Source organism: Pseudoduganella ginsengisoli (assembly GCF_009720865.1).
Lineage (GTDB): Bacteria > Pseudomonadota > Gammaproteobacteria > Burkholderiales > Burkholderiaceae_D > Rugamonas > Rugamonas ginsengisoli.
The window spans coordinates 895788-914701 of sequence record NZ_WNLA01000001.1 but is presented as its reverse complement, the minus strand read 5'-3'; the positions used below and the strand labels follow the sequence as shown (position 1 = coordinate 914701).

The following is an 18914-nucleotide window of genomic DNA, read 5'->3' as shown; positions in this document are numbered from 1 at the left end:
GTGCTCCTATTCCAGTGCGGGTTTATTATTGAAGGGCCAGCGCAGGCCCGGCATGAAGGCCAGCAGGTTGCCAGCCAGGACCAGCGCCAGCCCGCCCAATGCGGCGGCGCTCCAGTGATAGCCTTCAAATACCGTGGACACGGTCAGCGCCACGATGGGGAATAATACTGTGGAATAGGCGGCGCGGTCCGGACCAATGCGGCCCACCAGCAACAGGTACGCCGTGAACGCAATGACGGAGCCGGGAATTGCCAGGTACAGCAGCGACCCGAGATAGCGCGCGCCGGGCTCGAATGTGAATGGCATGCCCAGCGCCAGCGCGCCGCACGTGAGGACGGAGGCGCCGATCAGCATGGCCCAGCTGTTGGTCATCCACGGCGTCAGGCCCAGCGCCTGCATGCGGCTCGACAGCAAATTCCCCGTTGAAAAGAACAACGTGCCCAGCAGCGCCAGCGCCAGGCCGGCCAGCATGCCGCTGTCGTTCCAGTGGCCCTGCATTTGCGGCAAGAACAGCAGCGCAATCCCCGTTAAGCCCAGCAGCGCGCCTGCGATGACTTGCGGCTTGATGGCGCGGCCCAGGAACAGGCGGCCATTCAGTGCATTCAAGATCGGCGCCGTGGAAAACACGACGGCGACTAAGCCGCTCGGCACCCACTGGCTGGCGTAATAAAAGCACAGGAAATTACAGCAAAACAGGGCCAGACCCTGCGCCAGCAAGTAGCGCCACGCGGCGCGCGGCGGCCATACCGGCTTGCGCAGCACGTTCAAGACGATGAGCAGCACGGCGGCGGCCAGCCAGAAACGGTAGGCAATCGACACGGGGGCGGGGACGGCGCCCAGCTGGAATTTAATGGCAATCCACGTGGTGCCCCAGATCAGGACAGTCAGCAGGTAGAGAAAGATATTCATGATGGTGCTCCTTGATGCGATGCCGCCATCTTGCGTGCGCCAACTGCGCCGGACTTGTCTCAGATTGCGCAAATGCGGCGGGTTTTCAGGCTGATTGTCTGATCTTGCGCACTTTTTTCCAGTGTCCGGCAAACAGGCTTCGCGGATGCTAGACTGGCTGCATGGCCACCTTTTCCCCTTCCGCTGCTGCTTCCTTCGCACCCGGTGCGGATGCGATTTCACACGCCGTCTTCAAGACGATGTGCGGCACGGATGCGACCCTGGAGCGCTTCGCGTGGCTGGGCGATGGCATGGCGGCAGCCATCTGGCAGCGCGAAACCATTGAAGCGGAAACCATTTATTCGCAGCCTGGCCACCACACGTTTTCTTGCTACCTGGGCGGCGGCTACCGCACGGAGCGCAATGGCACGCCGGGCCTGTATGGCGGGCCAAACCGGCTGTGCACGTTGCCGGACTGGCATGAGTCGTCATGGCTGGTGCGGGGCAACTTGCGCCTGCTGCACGTGTACTTCATGCCGGAACACTTCACCAGCCGCGCCGTACTGGAACTGGACCGCGAACCGCGCGAACTGACGCTGGCTGACCGCACGTATTTCGAACATCCGAAGTTGCTGGCGCTGTGCGAGCAATTAGTGGCGACGCCGTGGCAGGGGCCCGATGCCCTGTTGCGCGTGAATGAAATCACGCATGCGGCGCTGTCGGAACTGCTGCAATCGCAGGCCATGACGGATCCCGGTGCGCGCTTGCGGGGCGGCTTGTCGGTGGCCGTGCGGCGCCGCCTGGCCGAGTACATCGACGCCAACCTGGCGCGGCCCATTACCTTGGGCGAACTGGCGCAGATTGCCTGTTTATCGGAATTCCATTTGGCGCGCATGTTCCGCGTATCGTTCGGCATGCCGCCGTCAAGCTGGGTGGCGCAGCGCCGGCTGGACCGCGCGCGGGCGCTGTTGAAGGAAACCGTGCTGCCCTTACAGCAAGTGGCGGATTTGTGCGGCTATGCGGACCTGAGCCACTTCAGCCACCGTTTCAAAGCCGGCGTTGGGGCGCCGCCTGGAAAGTACCGGCTGGCGCTGGCATGAGGTTGCGCAGTATGATGCGCATATGACAATATTCTCAATCATGAAACGCGGCGCCTGCGCACTGGCGGCGCTGCTGTGCGTTCCCGCCCACGCCGGGCAAGACAACTACAACATGTCGGCCGTTTGCGACTATATTTTGGCCCGCTACGCTGAAGCGGCGGACTTGGCCGCAGACAGGGCGGAACAGGCCAAATCAACTGCCAAACTGGAGGAGATCGAACTCTTTCGGCTTGAGCATAATGGAACGACCGTGGAATACTTCGTGCGCGACGGGCGGCAGCACGTGATGTCCGTGCAGCAGCGCCTGATGACGGGTGAAAGCAAGCGCGCCTTGCTGCAGCGGCTCGGCGTCAAGCCTGCCCGTGTCGGCGGCCATTTTGAAGCCGGCTGCGACATGAGCACATTGACATTGGACTTCAAGCAGGGGAGGCTGGTGGAAATGCAGGCCAGCTCGCAGCTGGATTAAGACATCTCCGCCACGATGGCGAGAATCTGGTCGCCATATGACACCAGCTTTTTCTCGCCGACGCCGCTGATGCCGCGCAGCTCTCCCAAGGAGTTGGGCTGGATTTTCGCGATTTCCCGCAGGGTCGCGTCGTGGAAGATCGTGTACGCGGGCACATTGTGTTCGCGCGCGGTTTCCACGCGCCACCAGCGCAGCTTGTCGAAGATCGCCTGTTCGCCGGACGACAGCGCGGTTTCCTGGTAATCCCTGGCAGCCGATGCCGACGTGCGTTTGTGCTTGACGGGTTTCTGGTACTGGCGCAGGCGCACTTTATGTTCGCCCTTCAGCACGGGGCGCGCCGCATCCGTCAGCTTCAGCGAACTATATTGTTCGTGGTCGACTGTCACCAGGCCCAGCGCAATCACCTGGCGCAGAATCGAGCGCCATTCCTGTTCCGAAATATCGGCGCCAATGCCGAACACGGATAATTTATCGTGGTGCCACGTCTGCACCCGCTCACTCTCCACGCCGCGCAACACGTCCACCACGTGGCCGGCCGCGAAGCGCTGGTCGACGCGGTAAATCGCGGACAGCAGCTTTTGCACTTGCACGGTGCCGTCAAACGACACGGGCGGAATCAGGCACGTATCGCAATTGCCGCACGGGGTGGCCGGCTGGCCAAAGTATTCCAGCAGCCGCATACGGCGGCAGCTGAGCGTTTCGCACAGGCCCAGCATGGCGTCCAGCTTCATGCTCAGCACGCGTTTGAAATTTTCATCCGCGTCGGATTCGTCAATCATGCGCCGCTGCAGCACCACGTCTTGCAAGCCATACGCCATCCATGCGGAAGCCGGCATGCCATCGCGGCCCGCGCGGCCGGTTTCCTGGTAATAGCCTTCGATCGATTTCGGCAAGTCCAGGTGGCACACAAAGCGCACGTCCGGCTTGTCGATACCCATGCCGAACGCAATCGTGGCCACCATGACGATATTGTCTTCGCGCAGGAAGCGGGCCTGGTTATTGGCGCGCTTCGCGTGTTCCATGCCGGCGTGGTACGGCAGCGCCTTGATGCCGTGTTCGACGAGGAATTCCGCCGTCTCTTCCACCTTCTTGCGCGACAGGCAGTACACGATGCCGGAATCGCCCTGGTGCTCGGCCGTGATGAAGTCGATCAGCTGTTTGCGGCCATTAGCCTTTTCAACGATCTGGTAACGGATGTTGGGGCGGTCGAACGACGACACGAACTGGCGTGCATTGTCGAGCGCCAGGCGGTGCACGATTTCCGCGCGCGTTTGCTGGTCCGCTGTCGCCGTCAGCGCAATGCGGGGCACGTCCGGGAAGTATTCGTGCAGGACCGACAGCTTGATGTATTCGGGCCGGAAGTCGTGGCCCCATTGCGATACGCAGTGCGCTTCATCGATGGCGAACAGCGCAATCTTCGAATCCTGGAACAGGTCGAAGCAGCGCTGCGTCATCAAGCGTTCCGGCGCCACATACACGAGGTCGAGCTGGCCGGTGCGCACCAGCCGCTCGATGCGGCTGGTTTCTTCAAAGGTCTGGGTAGAATTCAGGAAGGCGGCGCGCACGCCCACTTCTTCCAGCGCGTCGACCTGGTCTTGCATCAGCGCGATCAGCGGCGAGATGACGACGCCGACGCCGTCGCGTACCAGCGCGGGAATCTGGTAGCACAGCGATTTGCCGCCACCGGTCGGCATCAAGACCAGCGCGTCGCCGCCATTGCCGACATGCTCGACAATTTCCGCCTGTTGGCCCCGGAAAGCCGGGTAGCCAAAGACGGTTTGCAGCAAGTGCAGCGAGCGGTCGGCGATGTCGTTCATTACTTCTTGGAAAATCAGTCAGCCCAGACAACCAGACCCGAATAGGCGCTGGCGATCACTACCAGACCAAACACGATACGGTACCAGGCAAAAATCGTAAAGTCGTGGGAACTGATGTAGCGCAGCAGCCAGCGCACGCACAGGAACGCGGAAATGAAAGCCGAAATCAGGCCGATGCCGAACATCGGCAAATCCGTCGCCGACAGCAGCGCGCGTTCCTTGAACAGCGAATACGCAGTGGCCATCAACAGCAGCGGGATCGCCATGAAGAATGAAAATTCCGTCGCAGCCTTGCGCGACAGGCCAAACATCATGCCGCCGATAATGGTGGCGCCGGAGCGGCTGGTGCCCGGGATCAGCGCCAGCGCCTGTGCGCAGCCGACCTTGAAAGCATCCATCGGGCTCATATCGTCCACCGAGTGAATGCGCACGGCATGCGGCGCATTCTTGGCGCGCTTTTCCACCCACAGGATGATGAAGCCGCCAACGATGAACGCCAGCGCTACCGGCACAGGCGCAAACAGTTTGGCTTTGATGGCTTTGTTGAACAGGAAGCCGAGGATGGCAGCCGGCAGGAAGCCGATGATCAGGTTGAAAATGAAGCGCTGCGAGCGGTTGTCGCTGAACATGCCGGACAACACGGTGGCGATGCGCACGCGGTACTCCCACATGACGGCGACAATGGCGCCAGCCTGGATGACGATTTCAAACACTTTGACTTTTTCGCCGACAAAATTCAGCAGGCTGCCGGCCAGAATCAGGTGGCCGGTGGAGGAAATTGGCAAAAATTCGGTAAAGCCTTCTACCAGGCCCATGATGAAGGCCTGTAATGCGAGAGTGATATCCATGTTTATTGTCAATCAGGAAACGGCGGGGAGTCGAAGCTTACCATGTGGAACGCACTGCCAAGCTGTACCGTGCGCAGGAGGTCGGTATTTTACCCTGTTACCCGGCCATGCCGGACGCCGAGTTGGGCCGCGGTAGAGGATTTACAACTGTCAGTTGTTAGTCTTATCACTCTATGCATCTAGTGAGCGTGGCGGAAGCAGGTTATATTGACTTTCCCATAACTCGGAGAATGCTATGGAATACGTCAACCTGGGCCGTACGGGCCTGAAAGTTTCCCGCCTGGTACTGGGCTGCATGACCTTCGGCGTGCCGGACCGCGGCGGCCATGAATGGACGCTGGATGAAGACAAGAGCCGTCCCATCATCCGCCACGCACTGGAATCCGGCATCAATTTCTTTGACACGTCGAATTCGTATTCGGACGGCACCAGCGAAGAAATTACGGGCCGCGCACTGCGCGATTTTGCGCGCCGCGATGAAGTGGTGATTGCCACCAAAGTGTTTTTCCCGCAGGGTAAAGGGCCGAACCAGCGCGGTCTGTCGCGCAAGGCGCTGATGGCGGAAATCGACAACAGCTTGCGCCGCCTGGGCACGGATTACATCGACCTGTACCAGATCCACCGCTGGGATTACCACACGCCGATCGAAGAAACGCTGGAAGCGCTGCATGACATCGTCAAGGCCGGCAAGGCCCGCTACATTGGCGCGTCGTCAATGTATGCGTGGCAATTTGCCAAGGCGCTGCATATTGCCGAGCGCAATGGCTGGACCCGGTTCGTCAGCATGCAAAACCAGCTGAACCTGATCAACCGCGAAGAAGAGCGGGAAATGCTGCCGCTGTGCGCGGATGAGCAAATCGGCGTGATTCCATGGAGCCCGATGGCGCGCGGCCGCTTGACGCGCGACTGGGATGAGGCGAGCCACCGTTCGGAGACGGATTTGATTGCCAAGGAAATGTACACGGCAACGGAAGCGGCGGACCGCATCGTGGCGGAGCGTGTCAAACAGGTGGCGCAAGCGCGCGGCATTCCCCGCGCACAGGTGGCGCTGGCATGGGTGCTGCAAAAGCCGGAAGTGACGGCGCCGATCATCGGTGCGGCGAAAAACAGCCATATCGATGACGCGGTGGCGGCGCTGAAAGTCAAATTGACGAAGGAAGAAATCCGCTTGCTGGAAGAAGCGTATATCCCGCACGCGGTGGCGGGCTTTAATTAATACGGGTTAGCCACCGTGGCCAAGCGACTTCAGCAATGCAGTTTTCTCCTGGTTGATGAGGGAATTATAGGCAACCAAAGGTAGCGTATCGCGTGTTGATTGCGGGGCAATGTTGCTCGTGTCACACTGTCGGCTTCGTTCAATCACACGGGGGACGCAGGATGAAGAAGCTGGCGGTGGCAATGATGTTGTTGATGGCGCAGGCATCTTACGCGCAGCAATGCGCGACGAGCGACAGTGGTTGCAAGGAGCGGGCCGTGGTGGCGGACCTGGGGCGGATCCTGACGCCGGGCGGCATTCAGGAAACGTACAAGACGCGTATCGGCGGCATCGACCAGTGGCTCAATGTACGCGGCCAGGATCAAAACAATCCCATCATCCTGTTCGTGCATGGCGGCCCCGCCTCAACAGCCATGCCAACCCTGTGGCAATTCCAGCGTCCCATCGAAGAATATTTCACGGTGGTGCACTGGGACCAGCGCGGCGCCGGTAAAACCTACCGCGAAACAGATCCCGCATCGATTGCCGGCACCATCCACATTGACCGCTATGTCGATGACGCGATTGAAGTAGCGGAATATGTGCGCAAGCGCTATCACAAGGACAAGGTGATTTTGCTGGGCCACAGCTGGGGCACGATCGTCGGCATGCACGCCGCGATAAAACGGCCGGATTTGTTCCATGCCTATGTCGGCGTCGGGCAAGTCATCAATGTGCGCGACAATGAACGCATCCTCTACGACTATGCGGTGAAGACGGCGAAGGAAAAGGGCAATGACGAAGCGCAGAAGGAACTGGCGTCGATTGCGCCCTATCCGGGCGACCAGCCGATCACGCGCGAGCGCATCATCATTGCGCGCAAGTGGCCGCAATACTATGGCGGCATGACGGCCTACCGCGATTCGTCGCTGTATTTCTTCGACGGGCCGCTGCTGTCGCCTGAATATGACAAGGCCGATGTGAAAGCCATCGATGAAGGCAACGTATACACCCTGGAAAAAATCCTGCCGGAATTCGTGGCCGTGGATTTCAAAGGCGTGCGCACGTTTCCGATTCCCGTCGTGATGTTCCTGGGCCGCCACGATTACACGACACCGGCTATGCCCACCGTCGAGTGGATGGGCAAGGTGAAGGCGCCTTATAAACGCACGGTGATGTTTGAACATTCCGCCCACATGATGCCGTGGGAAGAGCCGGGCAAGATGCTGGTGAGTTTGCTGGATTATGTGCGGCCATTAGCGGTGAAGACGAAGCGGTGATGTACGTCGACGTACTGTGGCTGCATACGGATGATGAACGGCCGGTGCGCATCGTGTCGGAACTCGATGCGCACCGGTACGAAGTGCGCAAACTGGAATTTTTCCGTACGCGTGGGGTAGGGTATGCGGAGGCGGATTTTGCGTTTGGCAGCACGGAGCTGGATGCGGCGCCGGTGCCGGAGCTGGAGCGCATCAACGCCGATCCGCAGCGGCATGGGGCGGTGATCAGTGCGGAGGAATTTGCTGTGCTGTGGGACCAGTACACGCGTGGTTGAACTGCCCGCCAAGTTAATCTCCGCACAACCCCACAGTCGCATACGGTGACAACACGGTCCAACCCAGTGCCAGGTATAAGGCCCGGCCATCTTCCGTCGCCACCAGCACGCGGCGCGACAACGGATTTTGCTGCGTGGCGCCCAGAGCCGCCATCAGTGCTTTACCTAGTCCCCGGCGCTGGTGCGCTGCTTCCGTCACGATAGTGTCGAAGATAAATACGCCATCGTGTTCGATGGCAAAGCCGCTGGCAGCGGCTGAACCGTCTTCAAAGAAAATGCGCGCAACGGTTGCCGCCCCTTCCACGGAAACCGCGAGCCGGTAACCGGCAGGCAGCGGCGCTGCCGCCATGGGCGCACCTTCGTGCGTCATCAGGTAACCCATTTGGCGCAGCTGCCATCCCGGCGGCATCAGCGCCAGCAATTGTTCGCCCGAGCCGCACATTTTGATGACGGTGAGGGGATCATTTACCGTCAATGCCAGTTCGCGCAGGCGTGGCGACGGTCTGGCGAAGACGTAGCGGCGGCGCTCCTGCGGCGACCCGGTATCGACCCGCAGGCCGCCATGATCGGGAACGGGGAGCGGCAATCCACGGGCGACCGAGCGTGCCGTCAGCCAGCGGCGAAGCAATGCTGGGTCGACGGACGTCAGTTCGGACATGTCGCCCGCTCCAATTCCCCCAGCCAGCGAATCGCATATGCCCGGCTGTCACCGCACATGTCAGCCGCCGGCTGCAGCCCGCCGCAAAACGCGGGCCGTTCCGGCTTGCCGAATATCAGGCAGCGGTTGTCATCGGCCAGTTGAATGCAGCGGACACCGGCAGGCTTGCCGTTCGGCATACCAGGGATAGGGGACGTGATGGACGGCGCCGTGCAGCAAGCGCCGCAGTTGGGACGGCATTCCATAAGAACCAAAAAAACTAGCGGGCTAAAGGGTGATTGTACCGCACACCCCGCACCCGCTATCTGAAGTTCTGACGATGCTAATTACTTGCCGGAAGTGAAATTCGCCCGTGCCAGCTGGCCTGGCTGCAGGCCGCTGGTGGCCCCCAGTTCCAGGTACACCTTGGCCATTTGCATCGGGCGTTCAGCCTGCGAAATCACCATGACTTTGTGTGCGGTCATGCGCTGGTTAACCGATGGGAATTCAATTTCCACCGGCTGGTCCAGGTTCACGTCGCGCAGCTTGGAGCGGGGAATCGACGCCACCACGCGCATGCGGGTTGGGTCGAAGACCGTCAGCAAGTGGCGGCCCGATGACGCGGTTTCGCCGACATGCGCCAGCACGGCAGACACCATGCCGTCATACGGCGCAGTGATTTCCGAGTGGCCGACACGCGCCAATACCTGGCCCGCTTTCACCTTGTCGCCTGCGCGCACCAGCATGGCGGTGATTTCACCGCTGGCTGCGGCGCGCAGCGTGCACAGGCGTGCTGATTCCGTATAGCCTTCCGTGTTGCGTAAATCCACCTGTTCCTGGTAGGACGGGCGGGCGGCTGCCAGCGAGTTGCCGGCGCCTGCACTGGCGTTCTGCATCGGCAGGATCAGGGCCGCGATGGCGCCCAGTGCGAATTTGGCCAGCAATTGTGGGGCTGGCGCCTTTGAAGCCTGTAGCATGTTTGTGTCATCCCAAAAGCGTTGTTGTCGTTATTGCCAGCCGCACGCAGTGGTCTGGGCGTGACGTTCAGGCAGGTTGGTGAGGATACAAAACAGTTGTGGAGAAATTGTGAACATTCAATCCATAATGTGGAGAGTGTTGTATGTCTGCGTTACAATTTCTGTTTCAATAATGCAAAGGGCGCGTGCGATGCCCTCGCTGACGGTCTGGCTGTTCCGCCTGTTTTTCCTCTTGTTCGCTCTGGGCGCATCGTCCGGCGCGCTGGCCACGCGCACCGTCATGGAATTGCCGGACAACTTTCCGCTGCGGTTAGAAGGAAAGCTCGAATATGTGGAAGACCCGTCCGGCCAGATGACGCTGGACCAGGTGCGCGCGCTGCCCGCGCCGAGTTATACGGAACTCACGGCGGATAACTTTACCAAAGGCTTCACGGCTTCCGCTTACTGGATCCGTTTTACGCTGGCCAATCCTGACCCGCGCCCGGTGGTGTGGGTATTGCAGCACCGCTTGCCCTTTACGGATTACGTGGAGACGTGGGTACTGTCGGGCTTCGTGCGCATGCATGAAATCGCGGGCGACCGCACCCGCGTGGCCGAGCGCCAGTTGCCTGCGCATTTGCCCAGCTTTAAATTCACGTCGGCGCCGGGCGAAAGCGTGGAAGTGTATGTCCGCCTTAGCAACATTAATAAAGCGGAAATGCAAATGGTGTTCCGGCTCGATACGCTGGCATCGTTTGTGTCGAACATGGCCAGCAGTGAAAACCAGCTGGGCATCCTGTATGGCGTGCCGCTGGCGCTGGCGTTTTCCTCGATGGTGGGCGCCGCCGTGGCGCGCGACCGGCGCTTTTCCACCTACGGCTTGTATGCGCTGGCCACCATCGCCACGTGGATCGGCTTCAATGGCCACTTCGCGCGCTTCCTGCATTTCGACGATCCGGACTTGTTCAACAATTTGCTGCACATGCTGATGCTGGTGCAGACGATCTTCCTGATCTTGTTTGCCCGCGAATTCCTGCAAACGCGCACCCGCATGCCCCGTTTCGACCGCATCTTCGTGGCCATGATGACGGCATCGTGCATCGGTATCGGCATGCGGCTGGCCGGCATATTCACACCCGTCACGCAACTGACGCTGGTGCTGATGTCGATGTCGTCAATCACGGCGGTGGCGGCATGGCATGCGTGGCGCATGGGCATGGTGCATGCGCGCTGGTTTTTCTTTGCGCAGCTGTGCAGTACGGTGCCGGTGGCGGTCGGGCTGGCCGGCATCCGCATGGGCTTGTATGCGTATGACGGCTTCGTGAATTTCCAGGGCATTTATTTTGCAGAATTGCTGTTGCTGGCCGTGGCGCAGCACGACCACGTACGGCGCACGCAAGACCGCCAGCGCAAGCTGGAACGGGACCATGAACGGGCGCTGGCCGAACGCAATGCCTTTCTGGAAGCAGAAATGGTCAACCGCACCAATGCGCTGGCGGCGATGGAGCGGCGCGCAGCCTTTATCGCGGAAGTGGGCGCCGTCACGCAGCGTGTGGCGGGCGGCGAATTCACGGCGCGCCTCGCTTTGCCTGAAGATGGCGCCATGCAGCCGCTGGCCGTCAGCGTCAATGCGATGGCGGAATCGCTGGCCCGCCTGGAAGGAGCGCGGCGCCACTGGATCGCGGAAATCAGCCACGAACTGCGCACGCCGCTGGCCGGGCTGGTGGGCGAAATCGAAGCCATGCTCGATGGCGTGCATCCGATCGACATGGCGCACGTGGAATCGCTGTACCGCACGTGCGACCGCTTGACCAGGCTGGTCGATGACTTGCACGAGCTGGCCATGAGCTATTTGCGCCCGCTGCGCTGCAAATTCGCGCCGCTCGACTACCAGCAATTGCTGTTGGATTTGTCGCCTTATTTTGCCGGTGAAGCCCGCAAAAAAGGGCTGGTATTGGAAGTCCATTGCGATGCACCTCAAACCACGGCAATATGGGACAGCGCACGAATCAACCAGTTGCTGATCAACCTGCTGTCGAACAGCATTGCGTACACGGACGCGCCGGGCCGCATCGAGGTGCGGGTCACGCCGCTGGAAGAACGGGTGCGCATCGTGATTGAGGACAGCGCGCCGGGCTTGTCGCGCGACGAACTGGCGCAAGTGTTTGAACCGCTGTTCCGCGCAGAAGCGGCGCGCAGCCGCCGCAGCGATGGCAGTGGCCTGGGCATGAAGATTTGCCGCGCCATCGTCGATGCGCACCATGGCACCATTGGCGTCGCCGGTTCCGCGCTGGGCGGCGTGCTGGTGCGGATTGAATTGCCGTACACCCCGGAGGACAACGCGTCATGAGTTACCGAGTGCTGATCGCAGAAGACGATGACCAGATCGCGGGCGTGCTGTCGGACTACCTGGTGCGCGAAGGATTCAGTGTGCAGCGCGTTGCCGACGGCAGGGATGCGCTGCGCGCCATTGTCGATGACGAACCGTCTGTCGTGATCCTCGACGTCACCTTGCCATCAATGGATGGCATTGAAGTATGCCGCGCCGCGCGCCAGACCAGCGCCGTACCGATCCTGATGCTGACAGCGCTGTCATCGGAAGAGGACCGGTTAAATGGCCTCAATTCCGGCGCCGACGATTATGTGTGCAAGCCATTTTCTCCACGCGAAATCGTGGCCCGCGTGCATGCGATGCTGCGGCGCGCCGACCCGTCATTGAAGGTCAAGCCGGTGCAAACGGGGTTCGTGATTGGTGACGCCAATGAGCGCGTGCAGTTTGATGGCCAGCCCGTGCCATTTACCCGCATCGAGGAACGCCTGTTCCGCACGATGGCTGCCGCGCCACGCCGCGTCTTTACGCGTGAAGCGCTGATCAATGCGATGAGCGTGGAAATGCGCGATATCGGCGACCGCGCCATCGACACCCACGTGAAGAATTTGCGGCGCAAGCTGAAACAGCTGGCGCCGGACCGGGGCTTTATTCACGCAATGTATGGCGTTGGTTACTACTTTGAAGAGAAGGCGGAATCGTCGTCGCAGCGGGCGTAGCTTGTTACTGAGGCGGCAATATGCAGGTACGGCTGCATGGCGTGCCGCGAGCGCTGGACCTGGAAATTCCTTCAGCCTGCCGCCCTGCAGCAGGCGGGTAAAAACATGGACGACACCTGGCGCCAGTACGAAGCCCGCGCAGGATAAGCATCACCTGCATACAGCCCGATGGTCCGCGGCAGGTTGGCGCCTTGTGGCTGGTAGCGGAATGTGCCGAACACGTGGTCCCACAGCACCAGCACGCGGCCAAAATTCCTGTCCCCTTCGGCTGGCGCCGCTGAATGGTGCCAGCGGTGTACCTCGTTAGTACTGAACACGTAATTGAGCCAGCCGCTGCGCAGCGGCAGGTTGGCATGCTGCAGCATCAGCACCGGGTATGACAGCGCCAGGTAGCCGAATAGGGCATCGGATGGTGTGCCGAGCACCAGCAGGGGCAACATGCCCAATGCATAGTTCAATCCGTAGTTGAGCGGGTGCAGGCGGAAATTGTTGACGGAATACAGGCGCTCGCTGCCATGGTGCAGCGCATGCAGCCACCACAGTGCCTGCCGGCTGTGATGCAGCCGGTGCGCCCAATAAAAGCCGAATTCCGCGATCGCTGCGGCGATCGCCACTTGCAATGCAAACGGTAGCGACGTGGGGAACAAGCCTGCTGGGACATCCAGCCGGGCGTAGAGGGCGGCCGCCAGCAGCGGGCCGCCCCATTTCAGCAGTGGGTCGATCACTGCCAGCAGCGCCGCCATGCTGAGCCAGTCGGTTGTTGCATCTCCGCGTGGCCGGTTCCATTCAGGCTGGAATGGCATGCGCCGTTCCAGCAGCATGGCGGCAATCAGCGTTATGACGCTTGGCGCCATGACTGCGAGCCGCAGGTCGCCACCGGCCGCATGGGCCATGGCAAAAGTCAGCAGGCTGGCCAACAGCGCGGCCGGGAAAAACACGCGGGCAATGATGGTATGCATGGCATTGATCTCGCTATCCATTATGCGCAGCCGCAGCCCGCCTTGCCCTGTGCCTTGGCGGTGGCATCGAGCACACAGCATGCGTCTGTTTCAACAGGCGCGGGACCGCCACAGCAGCCGGACGCGGCCACTGGTTTCACGCAGCACGCGGCGGCGCCTGATTCGCCGCCAGCGATTCCGATATGGCACACGCCGGTTTCCGGCAGTTCCAGCTGCACGTTATCGGCTGCGGCAAAATCGCCAGCCAGCGCAGCTACCACGGAGCGCACTTGCTCGTAGCCCGTCGTCATCAGGAAATTTGGCGCGCGGCCATAACTTTTGGCGCCCACTGCGTAATAGCGCGGTTCCGGATGCGCCAGTTCGGCATGGCCATGGGGCCGTACGGTGCCGCAATTGTGCTCATTCGGATCGATCAGCGGGGCCAATGCGCTGGTGCTTTCCAGCCACGGATCGTTGTGTACCCGCAGCTCGCGCGCCAGCGACAAGTCAGGACGGGCGCCGGTCGCGGCGATGATTTCATCGATGCCATCAACCGGCTTGCTGCCGGGTTGCCCGTTGACGCGCAGTTTGCTGCCGTGCCGTTCTATGGATTGGATGCGCAGGCCGGTATGCAATTCCAGGCGGCCGGAATCCATGAGGGCCTTCAGGCGCGTGCCCAGTTCGCCCCGCGCCTGCAAGCCATCATTGGCGCCGCCACCGAAAATGCGCTCGAAACTGGTGCCGCGTATGGCCCATGCAATGCGCGTTGCCGGTGCTTCGCCGGCCAATTGCGCCAGCGCCAGCAAGACTCCCGCCGCTGAATGGCCGCTGCCCACCACCAGCACACTGCGCCCCGCGTAACGCGCCCTGGCGGCGCCCGCCACGTCGGGCATACCGTAGGTAATCTGTTCGCGGGCAGCCTGTTCACCCTGTGCCGGCAGACCGTCCGCGCCGAGCGGATTGGGCTGGTTCCATGTGCCGGTCGCGTCGATCACGCCGCTGGCCAGGAACGTGTGTTCACCGTTCGGCGTCATGGCGCGGATGACAAACGGCGCGTGTTCGCGGCCACGTGTTTTCACCTTGTCAGTGCCCAGGCGGGTCATCGCGGTGACGCGATGCCGCAGTTTCAGCGCAGAGGCGATGGCCGGCAATGCCGCCAGTGGCTGCAAATAGTGCTGGACCAGCTCATCGGCAGTGGGCAGCGCCTCGGGATCGGGGCTGCGCCAGCCGGCCGCTTCCAGCAGGGTTTGGGCGGCTTTATCGATGTTGTACCGCCATGGCGAGAACAGGCGCACATGGCCATAGCTGACCAGGTTGGCCGCCGCCGTGGCGCCCGCCTCCAGGACCAGCGGTGTCAATCCCCGTTCGAGCAGGTGTGCGGCGGCGGCCAGGCCGACCGGTCCTGCGCCCAGCACGGCGACTGGCAGCAAATCTTTCAGCATGACGGTGGCCGATGCCGGACATACCCCCTGAAATTCGCGCGAGGCCAGCATGGTGGCCGGTGCGGCATCGCGGGTGATGGTGCGGAAGCCCCGCTTGGCAAAGAAGGCAGCGGCAGTCGTGGTCAGTAAAACCAGGCGGTGGATTCCCTGCGCCACTGCACGTTGTGCCAGTTCGTGTTGCAGCAATGCGCCTATGCCTTGTCCGCGCAAGGCGCTATCCACCACGACCGAGCGCAATAGTGCAGCGTCACCGTAGGGTTCCAGTCCGGCTGCCGCTACAACGCGGCCATGCTGTTCTCCCACGATGAAGTGCGCCACATGCTCTTGCGCCCCTTCAAGGGGCAAGTTCGATGCCGCCAGCAGTGCGGCGATGGCATGCCAGTCGGCGGACGTGGCGGTGCGGATGGCAATGGCAGATGGGGCGGTCATGGCGGTTCTCCTGTTTGCTATTCGTCGAATTACGAATAAGTGGGCAAATTTTTTAGCCTACAAAGCAGCTACCAACGCTTTCAGCTGGGCGATACGCTCCGGATTGACGCAGTAGCATACGCGCTGCTCGTCCGATGAACCCAGGATCAGGCCGGCCTGCTTCAGTATCGTGACGTGCTGCGAGATGGTCGATGGCGCCAGTGGCAGCACATCGGCCAGGTTGCCGAAATAGCAGGCGCCATACGCCGCCAGATACTTCAGCAATTGCACGCGGGCCGGATGCGCGAGCGCCTTGCACAGCATGGCAATCTCTTCGGCATTGACTTCGATGGCGTTGTCGCCGGTCCCTACGGTGCAACAGTTGGTCATATTCGTTGTTCGTCACTTAACGAACAAAGGGTACGGCCAACGTCATGGTGCTGTCAATATATTTCGATATTCTTCGAAATATCGTATCATTGGCGCTTACTAATCATCGCCTGCATGCATGGAAACCAAACAAGTCATTGCCGCGCTGGCGGCCCTGGCGCAGGAGTCGCGGCTGGCTACCTTCCGCTTACTGGTGCAGACCGGTCCGGCGGGGCTGGCAGCGAGCCGGATTGCTGAACACCTTGGCGTGGCGGCCTCGTCGCTATCGTTCCACTTGAAAGAGCTGACCCATGCCGGTTTGATTTCGGCACGCCAGGATGGCCGCTTCGTGATTTACAGCGCGAACTTCGACACGATGAGCAGCGTGCTCGCGTTCCTGACCGATAACTGCTGCGGCGGCGCCCCATGTAGTGTGCCGAGCGCCTGCTCGCCAGCCCAAGGCTGCGCTTCCACCAAAGAGAACCTGACATGAACATATTAATGCTCTGCACTGGCAACTCGTGCCGCTCCATCCTGGCCGAGGCGACTTTCAATCACTTGGCGCCGCAAGGCTGGCGCGCGCTGAGCGCCGGCAGCAAGCCGGCCGGCTACGTGCATCCGCGCTCGATTGCGCTGCTGCAGCGCGAAGGCATTGCCACAGAGGGCTACCACAGCAAATCGTGGGAAAACCTGCCGGTCACGCCGGACATCGTGCTCAGCGTATGTGGCAATGCCGCGGGCGAAACCTGCCCGGCTTACCTGGGCCCGGTGCTGCGCGCACACTGGGGTGTGGAAGACCCGGCCCATGCAACCGGCACGGACGAGGAAATCGATGCGGCGTTCATGACGGCTTACCGCATTTTGCGCACCCGTATTGAGGCGTTCCTGGCGCTGCCGCTGGCGGAACTGGTAAATGACCGCGCACGGATGAAGGCAGAACTGGACCGTATCGGAGGTTTGGCATGACGCTGGCGCGGCGCATCGTTGCCGAAGGGCTGGGCACGGCGCTGTTGCTGGCCGTGGTGGTAGGGTCCGGCATCATGGCCGAGCGCCTGGCGAGTGGCAACGTCGCAATCGCTTTGCTGGCCAATGCGATTGCCACCGGCGCCGGGCTGATCGCACTGATCCTGATGTTGGGCCCGATATCGGGCGCGCATTTCAATCCGGTCGTGACGTTGTCGGAAGCCTGGCAAGGCAACGTGGCTGGCCGAGAAGTGCTGCCATACATGGCGGTGCAAGTCATCGGCGCCTTCGCCGGCGTGGCGGCTGCGCACGGCATGTTCGGCGAGCCGCTGTTCTTCGCGTCGCAGCACGTGCGTACGGGGCCCGCGCAATGGTGGAGCGAAGGTGTCGCGACGTTCGGCCTGATCGCTGTCATCATCGGCACGTCGCGCAGCCGCCCGGCCGTGACGCCGTTTGCCGTGGCCGCCTACATCGTGGCCGCATACTGGTTTACATCATCGACATCGTTCGCCAATCCGGCAGTCACGCTGGCGCGCGCGGCAACCGATACGTTTGCCGGCATCCGCCCAGCCGATGCGCCTGGCTTTATCGTCGCCCAACTGGCTGGCGCGGCCGCCGCGTCTGCCCTGTTCTGCTGGCTGTACCCGGCGCCGCGCCAGCCCGTTGCCGCCAGCCTTGACGCTCTGAAAACAGCGGACTACCATTAATGACTGTTGAGTAAGTAACCTTCAAGTCATTGGGCAGTCCGCCACCATGCACAATCCAACTGAATCCAAGCCGCGCTGGGAGCGGCGCAAGGACGCGCGGCCGCAGGAATTGCTGGCGGCGGCGCTGGATTTGTTTGTCAGCCGCGGCTATGCGGCCACGCGGCTGGAAGATGTGGCGCGCAGCGCGGGCGTCTCCAAGGGCACGCTGTATTTGTATTTCGCCAACAAGGAAGAATTGTTCAAGGCCGTCGTGCGCGACGCCATTGTGCAGCCGATCGGCGAAGCGGAAATGGATTTTGCCGCCATCGATGGCCACAGCGCGGACTTGCTGCGCACCTTGCTGATGCGCTGGTGGGACAAGGTCGGCGCCACCAAGGCGTCCGGCATCACCAAGCTGATGATCGCGGAAGCGGCGAATTTCCCGGAGTTGATGCAGTTTTATAACGAAGAAGTCATCGCCCGGGGCAACGCGCTGATTGCCAATATCTTGACGCGCGGCGTGGCCCGCGGCGAATTCCGCGCGGTCGATCCGGACGTCATGATGCCGGTGCTGGTGGCGCCGGTCTTGATGCTGATGCTGTGGTCGCAGTCGCCGCAGCTGTGCGCCGGGGCCACGATTGACCCGTATGCCTATCTCGCGGCCTACATCGACACCACGTTGCGGGGCTTGCGTCCCGCCTCTGCGCCAGAGGGGGCGCCTTACTGCATGCCCGCTGCACCGGCTACTGGTTTGCACAATAAATGAGCAGATTTAGATCAAATTTGTGCATTCAACCCCGCCAAACTGCAGACTGTCGCAATTTCCTGCCTGCCGCCGCCGATATAGTTAATATGCCGTCCAGTGCAGTTCAACGATAAAATGGCGGATTGAAGTATTTGAACAACCAATCCTCCATTGAGTCTACGAGTCTAAAGATGAATATCGAACAAGCCCGCTTCAACATGATCGAACAGCAAATCCGTCCTTGGGACGTCCTGGATACGGACGTGCTGGATGCGCTGCAAGTCGTCAAGCGCGAGAAATTCGTCCCGGCTGCACATAAAAACCTGGCGTTCGTGGATACCGAAATCCCTCTGGGCGGCGGCGAATTCATGTTCACCCCGAAACTGGAAGCGCGCATCCTGCAGGAACTGCAACTGAAAAAACATGAAAACGTGCTGGAAATCGGTACCGGCAGCGGCTACCTGGCAGCTCTGCTGGCGCACCGCGGCCGCCACGTGACCACCGTTGAAATTTCGCCGGAATTGAAAGCCCAGGCAGAGAAAAACCTGGCGGAAGCCGGTGTCACCAACGTGACGGTCGAGCAGGGCAATGGCGCCCAAGGCTGGGCGCAAGGCGCGCCATTCGACGTGATCGTCATTTCCGCGTCGGTGCCGGTGCTGCCGGAAGCGCTGCTGAAGCAAGTCAAAGTAGGCGGCCGCATTTTTGCGATTGTCGGCGAAGCGCCTGTGATGTCGGCCCACATCATCACCCGTACCGGTGAAGCGGGCTACGACACCGTGAAAGTATTTGAAACCAATGTGAAGCCGCTGCAATCGGCTGTCACGCCGTCGCACTTCACGTTCTAAGGACGGCG

General features: G+C 61.3%; 21 protein-coding genes. 12 read left to right on the top strand and 9 right to left on the bottom strand.

Annotated features, from left to right (window positions below):
• Nucleotides 1-6 precede the first annotated feature (6 nt).
• Nucleotides 7-909 (bottom strand): DMT family transporter, encoded by a 903-nt coding sequence (locus GM668_RS03975; protein ID WP_155437581.1) that lies wholly within the window; start codon nt 907-909, stop codon nt 7-9.
• 161 nt (nt 910-1070) lie between these two features.
• Between GM668_RS03975 and GM668_RS03970 the strand changes: the two genes are divergently transcribed.
• Together GM668_RS03970 and GM668_RS03965 are read left to right on the top strand one after the other, a co-directional pair.
• Nucleotides 1071-1988, top strand: a complete 918-nt coding sequence (locus GM668_RS03970; RefSeq protein WP_155437580.1) for a helix-turn-helix transcriptional regulator — start codon at nt 1071-1073, stop codon at nt 1986-1988.
• Between the two features lie 22 nt (nt 1989-2010).
• Nucleotides 2011-2454 (top strand): hypothetical protein, encoded by a 444-nt coding sequence (locus GM668_RS03965; RefSeq protein WP_155437579.1) that lies wholly within the window; start codon nt 2011-2013, stop codon nt 2452-2454.
• Here GM668_RS03965 and recQ read toward each other — a convergent pair.
• Both recQ and GM668_RS03955 read right to left on the bottom strand, forming a co-directional pair.
• The gene (recQ, locus tag GM668_RS03960; RefSeq protein WP_155437578.1) at nt 2451-4271 is read right to left on the bottom strand and encodes a DNA helicase RecQ; all 1821 of its coding nucleotides are present in this window, start codon (nt 4269-4271) and stop codon (nt 2451-2453) included. The genes GM668_RS03965 and recQ overlap by 4 nt on opposite strands.
• A 14-nt stretch (nt 4272-4285) precedes the next feature.
• Nucleotides 4286-5119 carry an undecaprenyl-diphosphate phosphatase gene (locus GM668_RS03955; protein ID WP_155437577.1) on the bottom strand — a complete coding sequence of 278 codons (834 nt, stop codon included), beginning with the start codon at nt 5117-5119 and terminating at the stop codon, nt 4286-4288.
• A gap of 235 nt (nt 5120-5354) precedes the next feature.
• On the opposite strand from GM668_RS03955, the gene GM668_RS03950 reads away from it, so the two are divergent.
• The 3 genes from GM668_RS03950 to GM668_RS03940 all read left to right on the top strand — a co-directional run bounded on the left by GM668_RS03950 (nt 5355) and on the right by GM668_RS03940 (nt 7869).
• Complete coding sequence (locus GM668_RS03950) at nt 5355-6335, top strand: aldo/keto reductase (protein ID WP_155437576.1); 981 nt, start codon at nt 5355-5357, stop codon at nt 6333-6335.
• Nucleotides 6336-6496: 161 nt separating this feature from the next.
• Nucleotides 6497-7594 (top strand): alpha/beta hydrolase, encoded by a 1098-nt coding sequence (locus tag GM668_RS03945; RefSeq protein ID WP_155437575.1) that lies wholly within the window; start codon nt 6497-6499, stop codon nt 7592-7594.
• A complete protein-coding gene (locus GM668_RS03940; protein ID WP_155437574.1) occupies nt 7594-7869 on the top strand; it encodes a DUF6881 domain-containing protein in 276 nt (91 codons plus the stop codon). The genes GM668_RS03945 and GM668_RS03940 overlap by 1 nt, the downstream gene beginning before the upstream one ends.
• 13 nt (nt 7870-7882) lie before the next feature.
• Here the strand turns inward: GM668_RS03940 and GM668_RS03935 are convergent, their stop codons facing one another.
• The 3 genes from GM668_RS03935 to GM668_RS03925 all read right to left on the bottom strand — a co-directional run bounded on the left by GM668_RS03935 (nt 7883) and on the right by GM668_RS03925 (nt 9483).
• Nucleotides 7883-8527: a GNAT family N-acetyltransferase gene (locus GM668_RS03935; protein ID WP_155437573.1), complete on the bottom strand. Its 645-nt coding sequence runs from the start codon at nt 8525-8527 to the stop codon at nt 7883-7885.
• Nucleotides 8515-8772, bottom strand: coding sequence for a YkgJ family cysteine cluster protein (locus GM668_RS03930; protein WP_155437572.1), 258 nt, complete (start codon nt 8770-8772; stop codon nt 8515-8517). Before GM668_RS03930 ends, GM668_RS03935 begins: the two co-directional genes overlap by 13 nt.
• An 81-nt stretch (nt 8773-8853) precedes the next feature.
• Nucleotides 8854-9483, bottom strand: coding sequence for a biotin/lipoyl-containing protein (locus tag GM668_RS03925; RefSeq protein WP_155437571.1), 630 nt, complete (start codon nt 9481-9483; stop codon nt 8854-8856).
• A 190-nt stretch (nt 9484-9673) separates the two neighbouring features.
• Between GM668_RS03925 and GM668_RS03920 the strand changes: the two genes are divergently transcribed.
• On the top strand, nt 9674-11812 hold the full coding sequence (locus GM668_RS03920; protein WP_170305468.1) for a 7TM-DISM domain-containing protein: 2139 nt from the start codon (nt 9674-9676) through the stop codon (nt 11810-11812).
• Nucleotides 11809-12510, top strand: coding sequence for a response regulator transcription factor (locus GM668_RS03915; RefSeq protein ID WP_155437569.1), 702 nt, complete (start codon nt 11809-11811; stop codon nt 12508-12510). Before GM668_RS03920 ends, GM668_RS03915 begins: the two co-directional genes overlap by 4 nt.
• Before the next feature lie 71 nt (nt 12511-12581).
• On the opposite strand, the gene GM668_RS03910 is transcribed toward GM668_RS03915, so the two are convergent.
• The 3 genes from GM668_RS03910 to GM668_RS03900 are packed head-to-tail and all read right to left on the bottom strand — an operon-like array spanning nt 12582 to nt 15688.
• Nucleotides 12582-13490: a sterol desaturase family protein gene (locus tag GM668_RS03910; RefSeq protein ID WP_170305467.1), complete on the bottom strand. Its 909-nt coding sequence runs from the start codon at nt 13488-13490 to the stop codon at nt 12582-12584.
• Nucleotides 13490-15319, bottom strand: a complete 1830-nt coding sequence (arsN2, locus tag GM668_RS03905; protein ID WP_155437567.1) for an arsenic resistance N-acetyltransferase ArsN2 — start codon at nt 15317-15319, stop codon at nt 13490-13492. Before arsN2 ends, GM668_RS03910 begins: the two co-directional genes overlap by 1 nt.
• A gap of 57 nt (nt 15320-15376) precedes the next feature.
• A complete protein-coding gene (locus GM668_RS03900; protein ID WP_155437566.1) occupies nt 15377-15688 on the bottom strand; it encodes an ArsR/SmtB family transcription factor in 312 nt (103 codons plus the stop codon).
• 118 nt (nt 15689-15806) lie between these two features.
• Here GM668_RS03900 and GM668_RS03895 point away from each other — a divergent pair, with 118 nt between their 5' ends.
• From GM668_RS03895 to GM668_RS03875, 5 genes are all read left to right on the top strand, one after another.
• On the top strand, nt 15807-16160 hold the full coding sequence (locus GM668_RS03895; protein WP_155437565.1) for an ArsR/SmtB family transcription factor: 354 nt from the start codon (nt 15807-15809) through the stop codon (nt 16158-16160).
• Nucleotides 16157-16633, top strand: a complete 477-nt coding sequence (locus tag GM668_RS03890) for an arsenate reductase ArsC (RefSeq protein WP_155437564.1) — start codon at nt 16157-16159, stop codon at nt 16631-16633. The genes GM668_RS03895 and GM668_RS03890 overlap by 4 nt, the downstream gene beginning before the upstream one ends.
• A complete protein-coding gene (locus GM668_RS03885) occupies nt 16630-17337 on the top strand; it encodes an aquaporin (RefSeq protein WP_155437563.1) in 708 nt (235 codons plus the stop codon). The genes GM668_RS03890 and GM668_RS03885 overlap by 4 nt, the downstream gene beginning before the upstream one ends.
• A 46-nt stretch (nt 17338-17383) precedes the next feature.
• Nucleotides 17384-18082: a TetR/AcrR family transcriptional regulator gene (locus tag GM668_RS03880; RefSeq protein ID WP_155437562.1), complete on the top strand. Its 699-nt coding sequence runs from the start codon at nt 17384-17386 to the stop codon at nt 18080-18082.
• Nucleotides 18083-18252: 170 nt separating this feature from the next.
• Nucleotides 18253-18906: a protein-L-isoaspartate O-methyltransferase family protein gene (locus GM668_RS03875; RefSeq protein WP_155437561.1), complete on the top strand. Its 654-nt coding sequence runs from the start codon at nt 18253-18255 to the stop codon at nt 18904-18906.
• Nucleotides 18907-18914: the final 8 nt, after the last annotated feature.

Bases quoted from the DNA above. Each gene is read 5' to 3' on its own strand.
- GM668_RS03975 (WP_155437581.1), bottom strand. From the start codon at position 909: ATGAATATCTTTCTCTACCTGCTGACTGTCCTGATCTGGGGCACCACG.
- GM668_RS03970 (WP_155437580.1), top strand. From the start codon at position 1,071: ATGGCCACCTTTTCCCCTTCCGCTGCTGCTTCCTTCGCACCCGGTGCG.
- GM668_RS03965 (WP_155437579.1), top strand. From the start codon at position 2,011: ATGACAATATTCTCAATCATGAAACGCGGCGCCTGCGCACTGGCGGCG.
- recQ (WP_155437578.1), bottom strand. From the start codon at position 4,271: ATGAACGACATCGCCGACCGCTCGCTGCACTTGCTGCAAACCGTCTTT.
- GM668_RS03955 (WP_155437577.1), bottom strand. From the start codon at position 5,119: ATGGATATCACTCTCGCATTACAGGCCTTCATCATGGGCCTGGTAGAA.
- GM668_RS03950 (WP_155437576.1), top strand. From the start codon at position 5,355: ATGGAATACGTCAACCTGGGCCGTACGGGCCTGAAAGTTTCCCGCCTG.
- GM668_RS03945 (WP_155437575.1), top strand. From the start codon at position 6,497: ATGAAGAAGCTGGCGGTGGCAATGATGTTGTTGATGGCGCAGGCATCT.
- GM668_RS03940 (WP_155437574.1), top strand. From the start codon at position 7,594: ATGTACGTCGACGTACTGTGGCTGCATACGGATGATGAACGGCCGGTG.
- GM668_RS03935 (WP_155437573.1), bottom strand. From the start codon at position 8,527: ATGTCCGAACTGACGTCCGTCGACCCAGCATTGCTTCGCCGCTGGCTG.
- GM668_RS03930 (WP_155437572.1), bottom strand. From the start codon at position 8,772: ATGGAATGCCGTCCCAACTGCGGCGCTTGCTGCACGGCGCCGTCCATC.
- GM668_RS03925 (WP_155437571.1), bottom strand. From the start codon at position 9,483: ATGCTACAGGCTTCAAAGGCGCCAGCCCCACAATTGCTGGCCAAATTC.
- GM668_RS03920 (WP_170305468.1), top strand. From the start codon at position 9,674: ATGCCCTCGCTGACGGTCTGGCTGTTCCGCCTGTTTTTCCTCTTGTTC.
- GM668_RS03915 (WP_155437569.1), top strand. From the start codon at position 11,809: ATGAGTTACCGAGTGCTGATCGCAGAAGACGATGACCAGATCGCGGGC.
- GM668_RS03910 (WP_170305467.1), bottom strand. From the start codon at position 13,490: ATGGATAGCGAGATCAATGCCATGCATACCATCATTGCCCGCGTGTTT.
- arsN2 (WP_155437567.1), bottom strand. From the start codon at position 15,319: ATGACCGCCCCATCTGCCATTGCCATCCGCACCGCCACGTCCGCCGAC.
- GM668_RS03900 (WP_155437566.1), bottom strand. From the start codon at position 15,688: ATGACCAACTGTTGCACCGTAGGGACCGGCGACAACGCCATCGAAGTC.
- GM668_RS03895 (WP_155437565.1), top strand. From the start codon at position 15,807: ATGGAAACCAAACAAGTCATTGCCGCGCTGGCGGCCCTGGCGCAGGAG.
- GM668_RS03890 (WP_155437564.1), top strand. From the start codon at position 16,157: ATGAACATATTAATGCTCTGCACTGGCAACTCGTGCCGCTCCATCCTG.
- GM668_RS03885 (WP_155437563.1), top strand. From the start codon at position 16,630: ATGACGCTGGCGCGGCGCATCGTTGCCGAAGGGCTGGGCACGGCGCTG.
- GM668_RS03880 (WP_155437562.1), top strand. From the start codon at position 17,384: ATGCACAATCCAACTGAATCCAAGCCGCGCTGGGAGCGGCGCAAGGAC.
- GM668_RS03875 (WP_155437561.1), top strand. From the start codon at position 18,253: ATGAATATCGAACAAGCCCGCTTCAACATGATCGAACAGCAAATCCGT.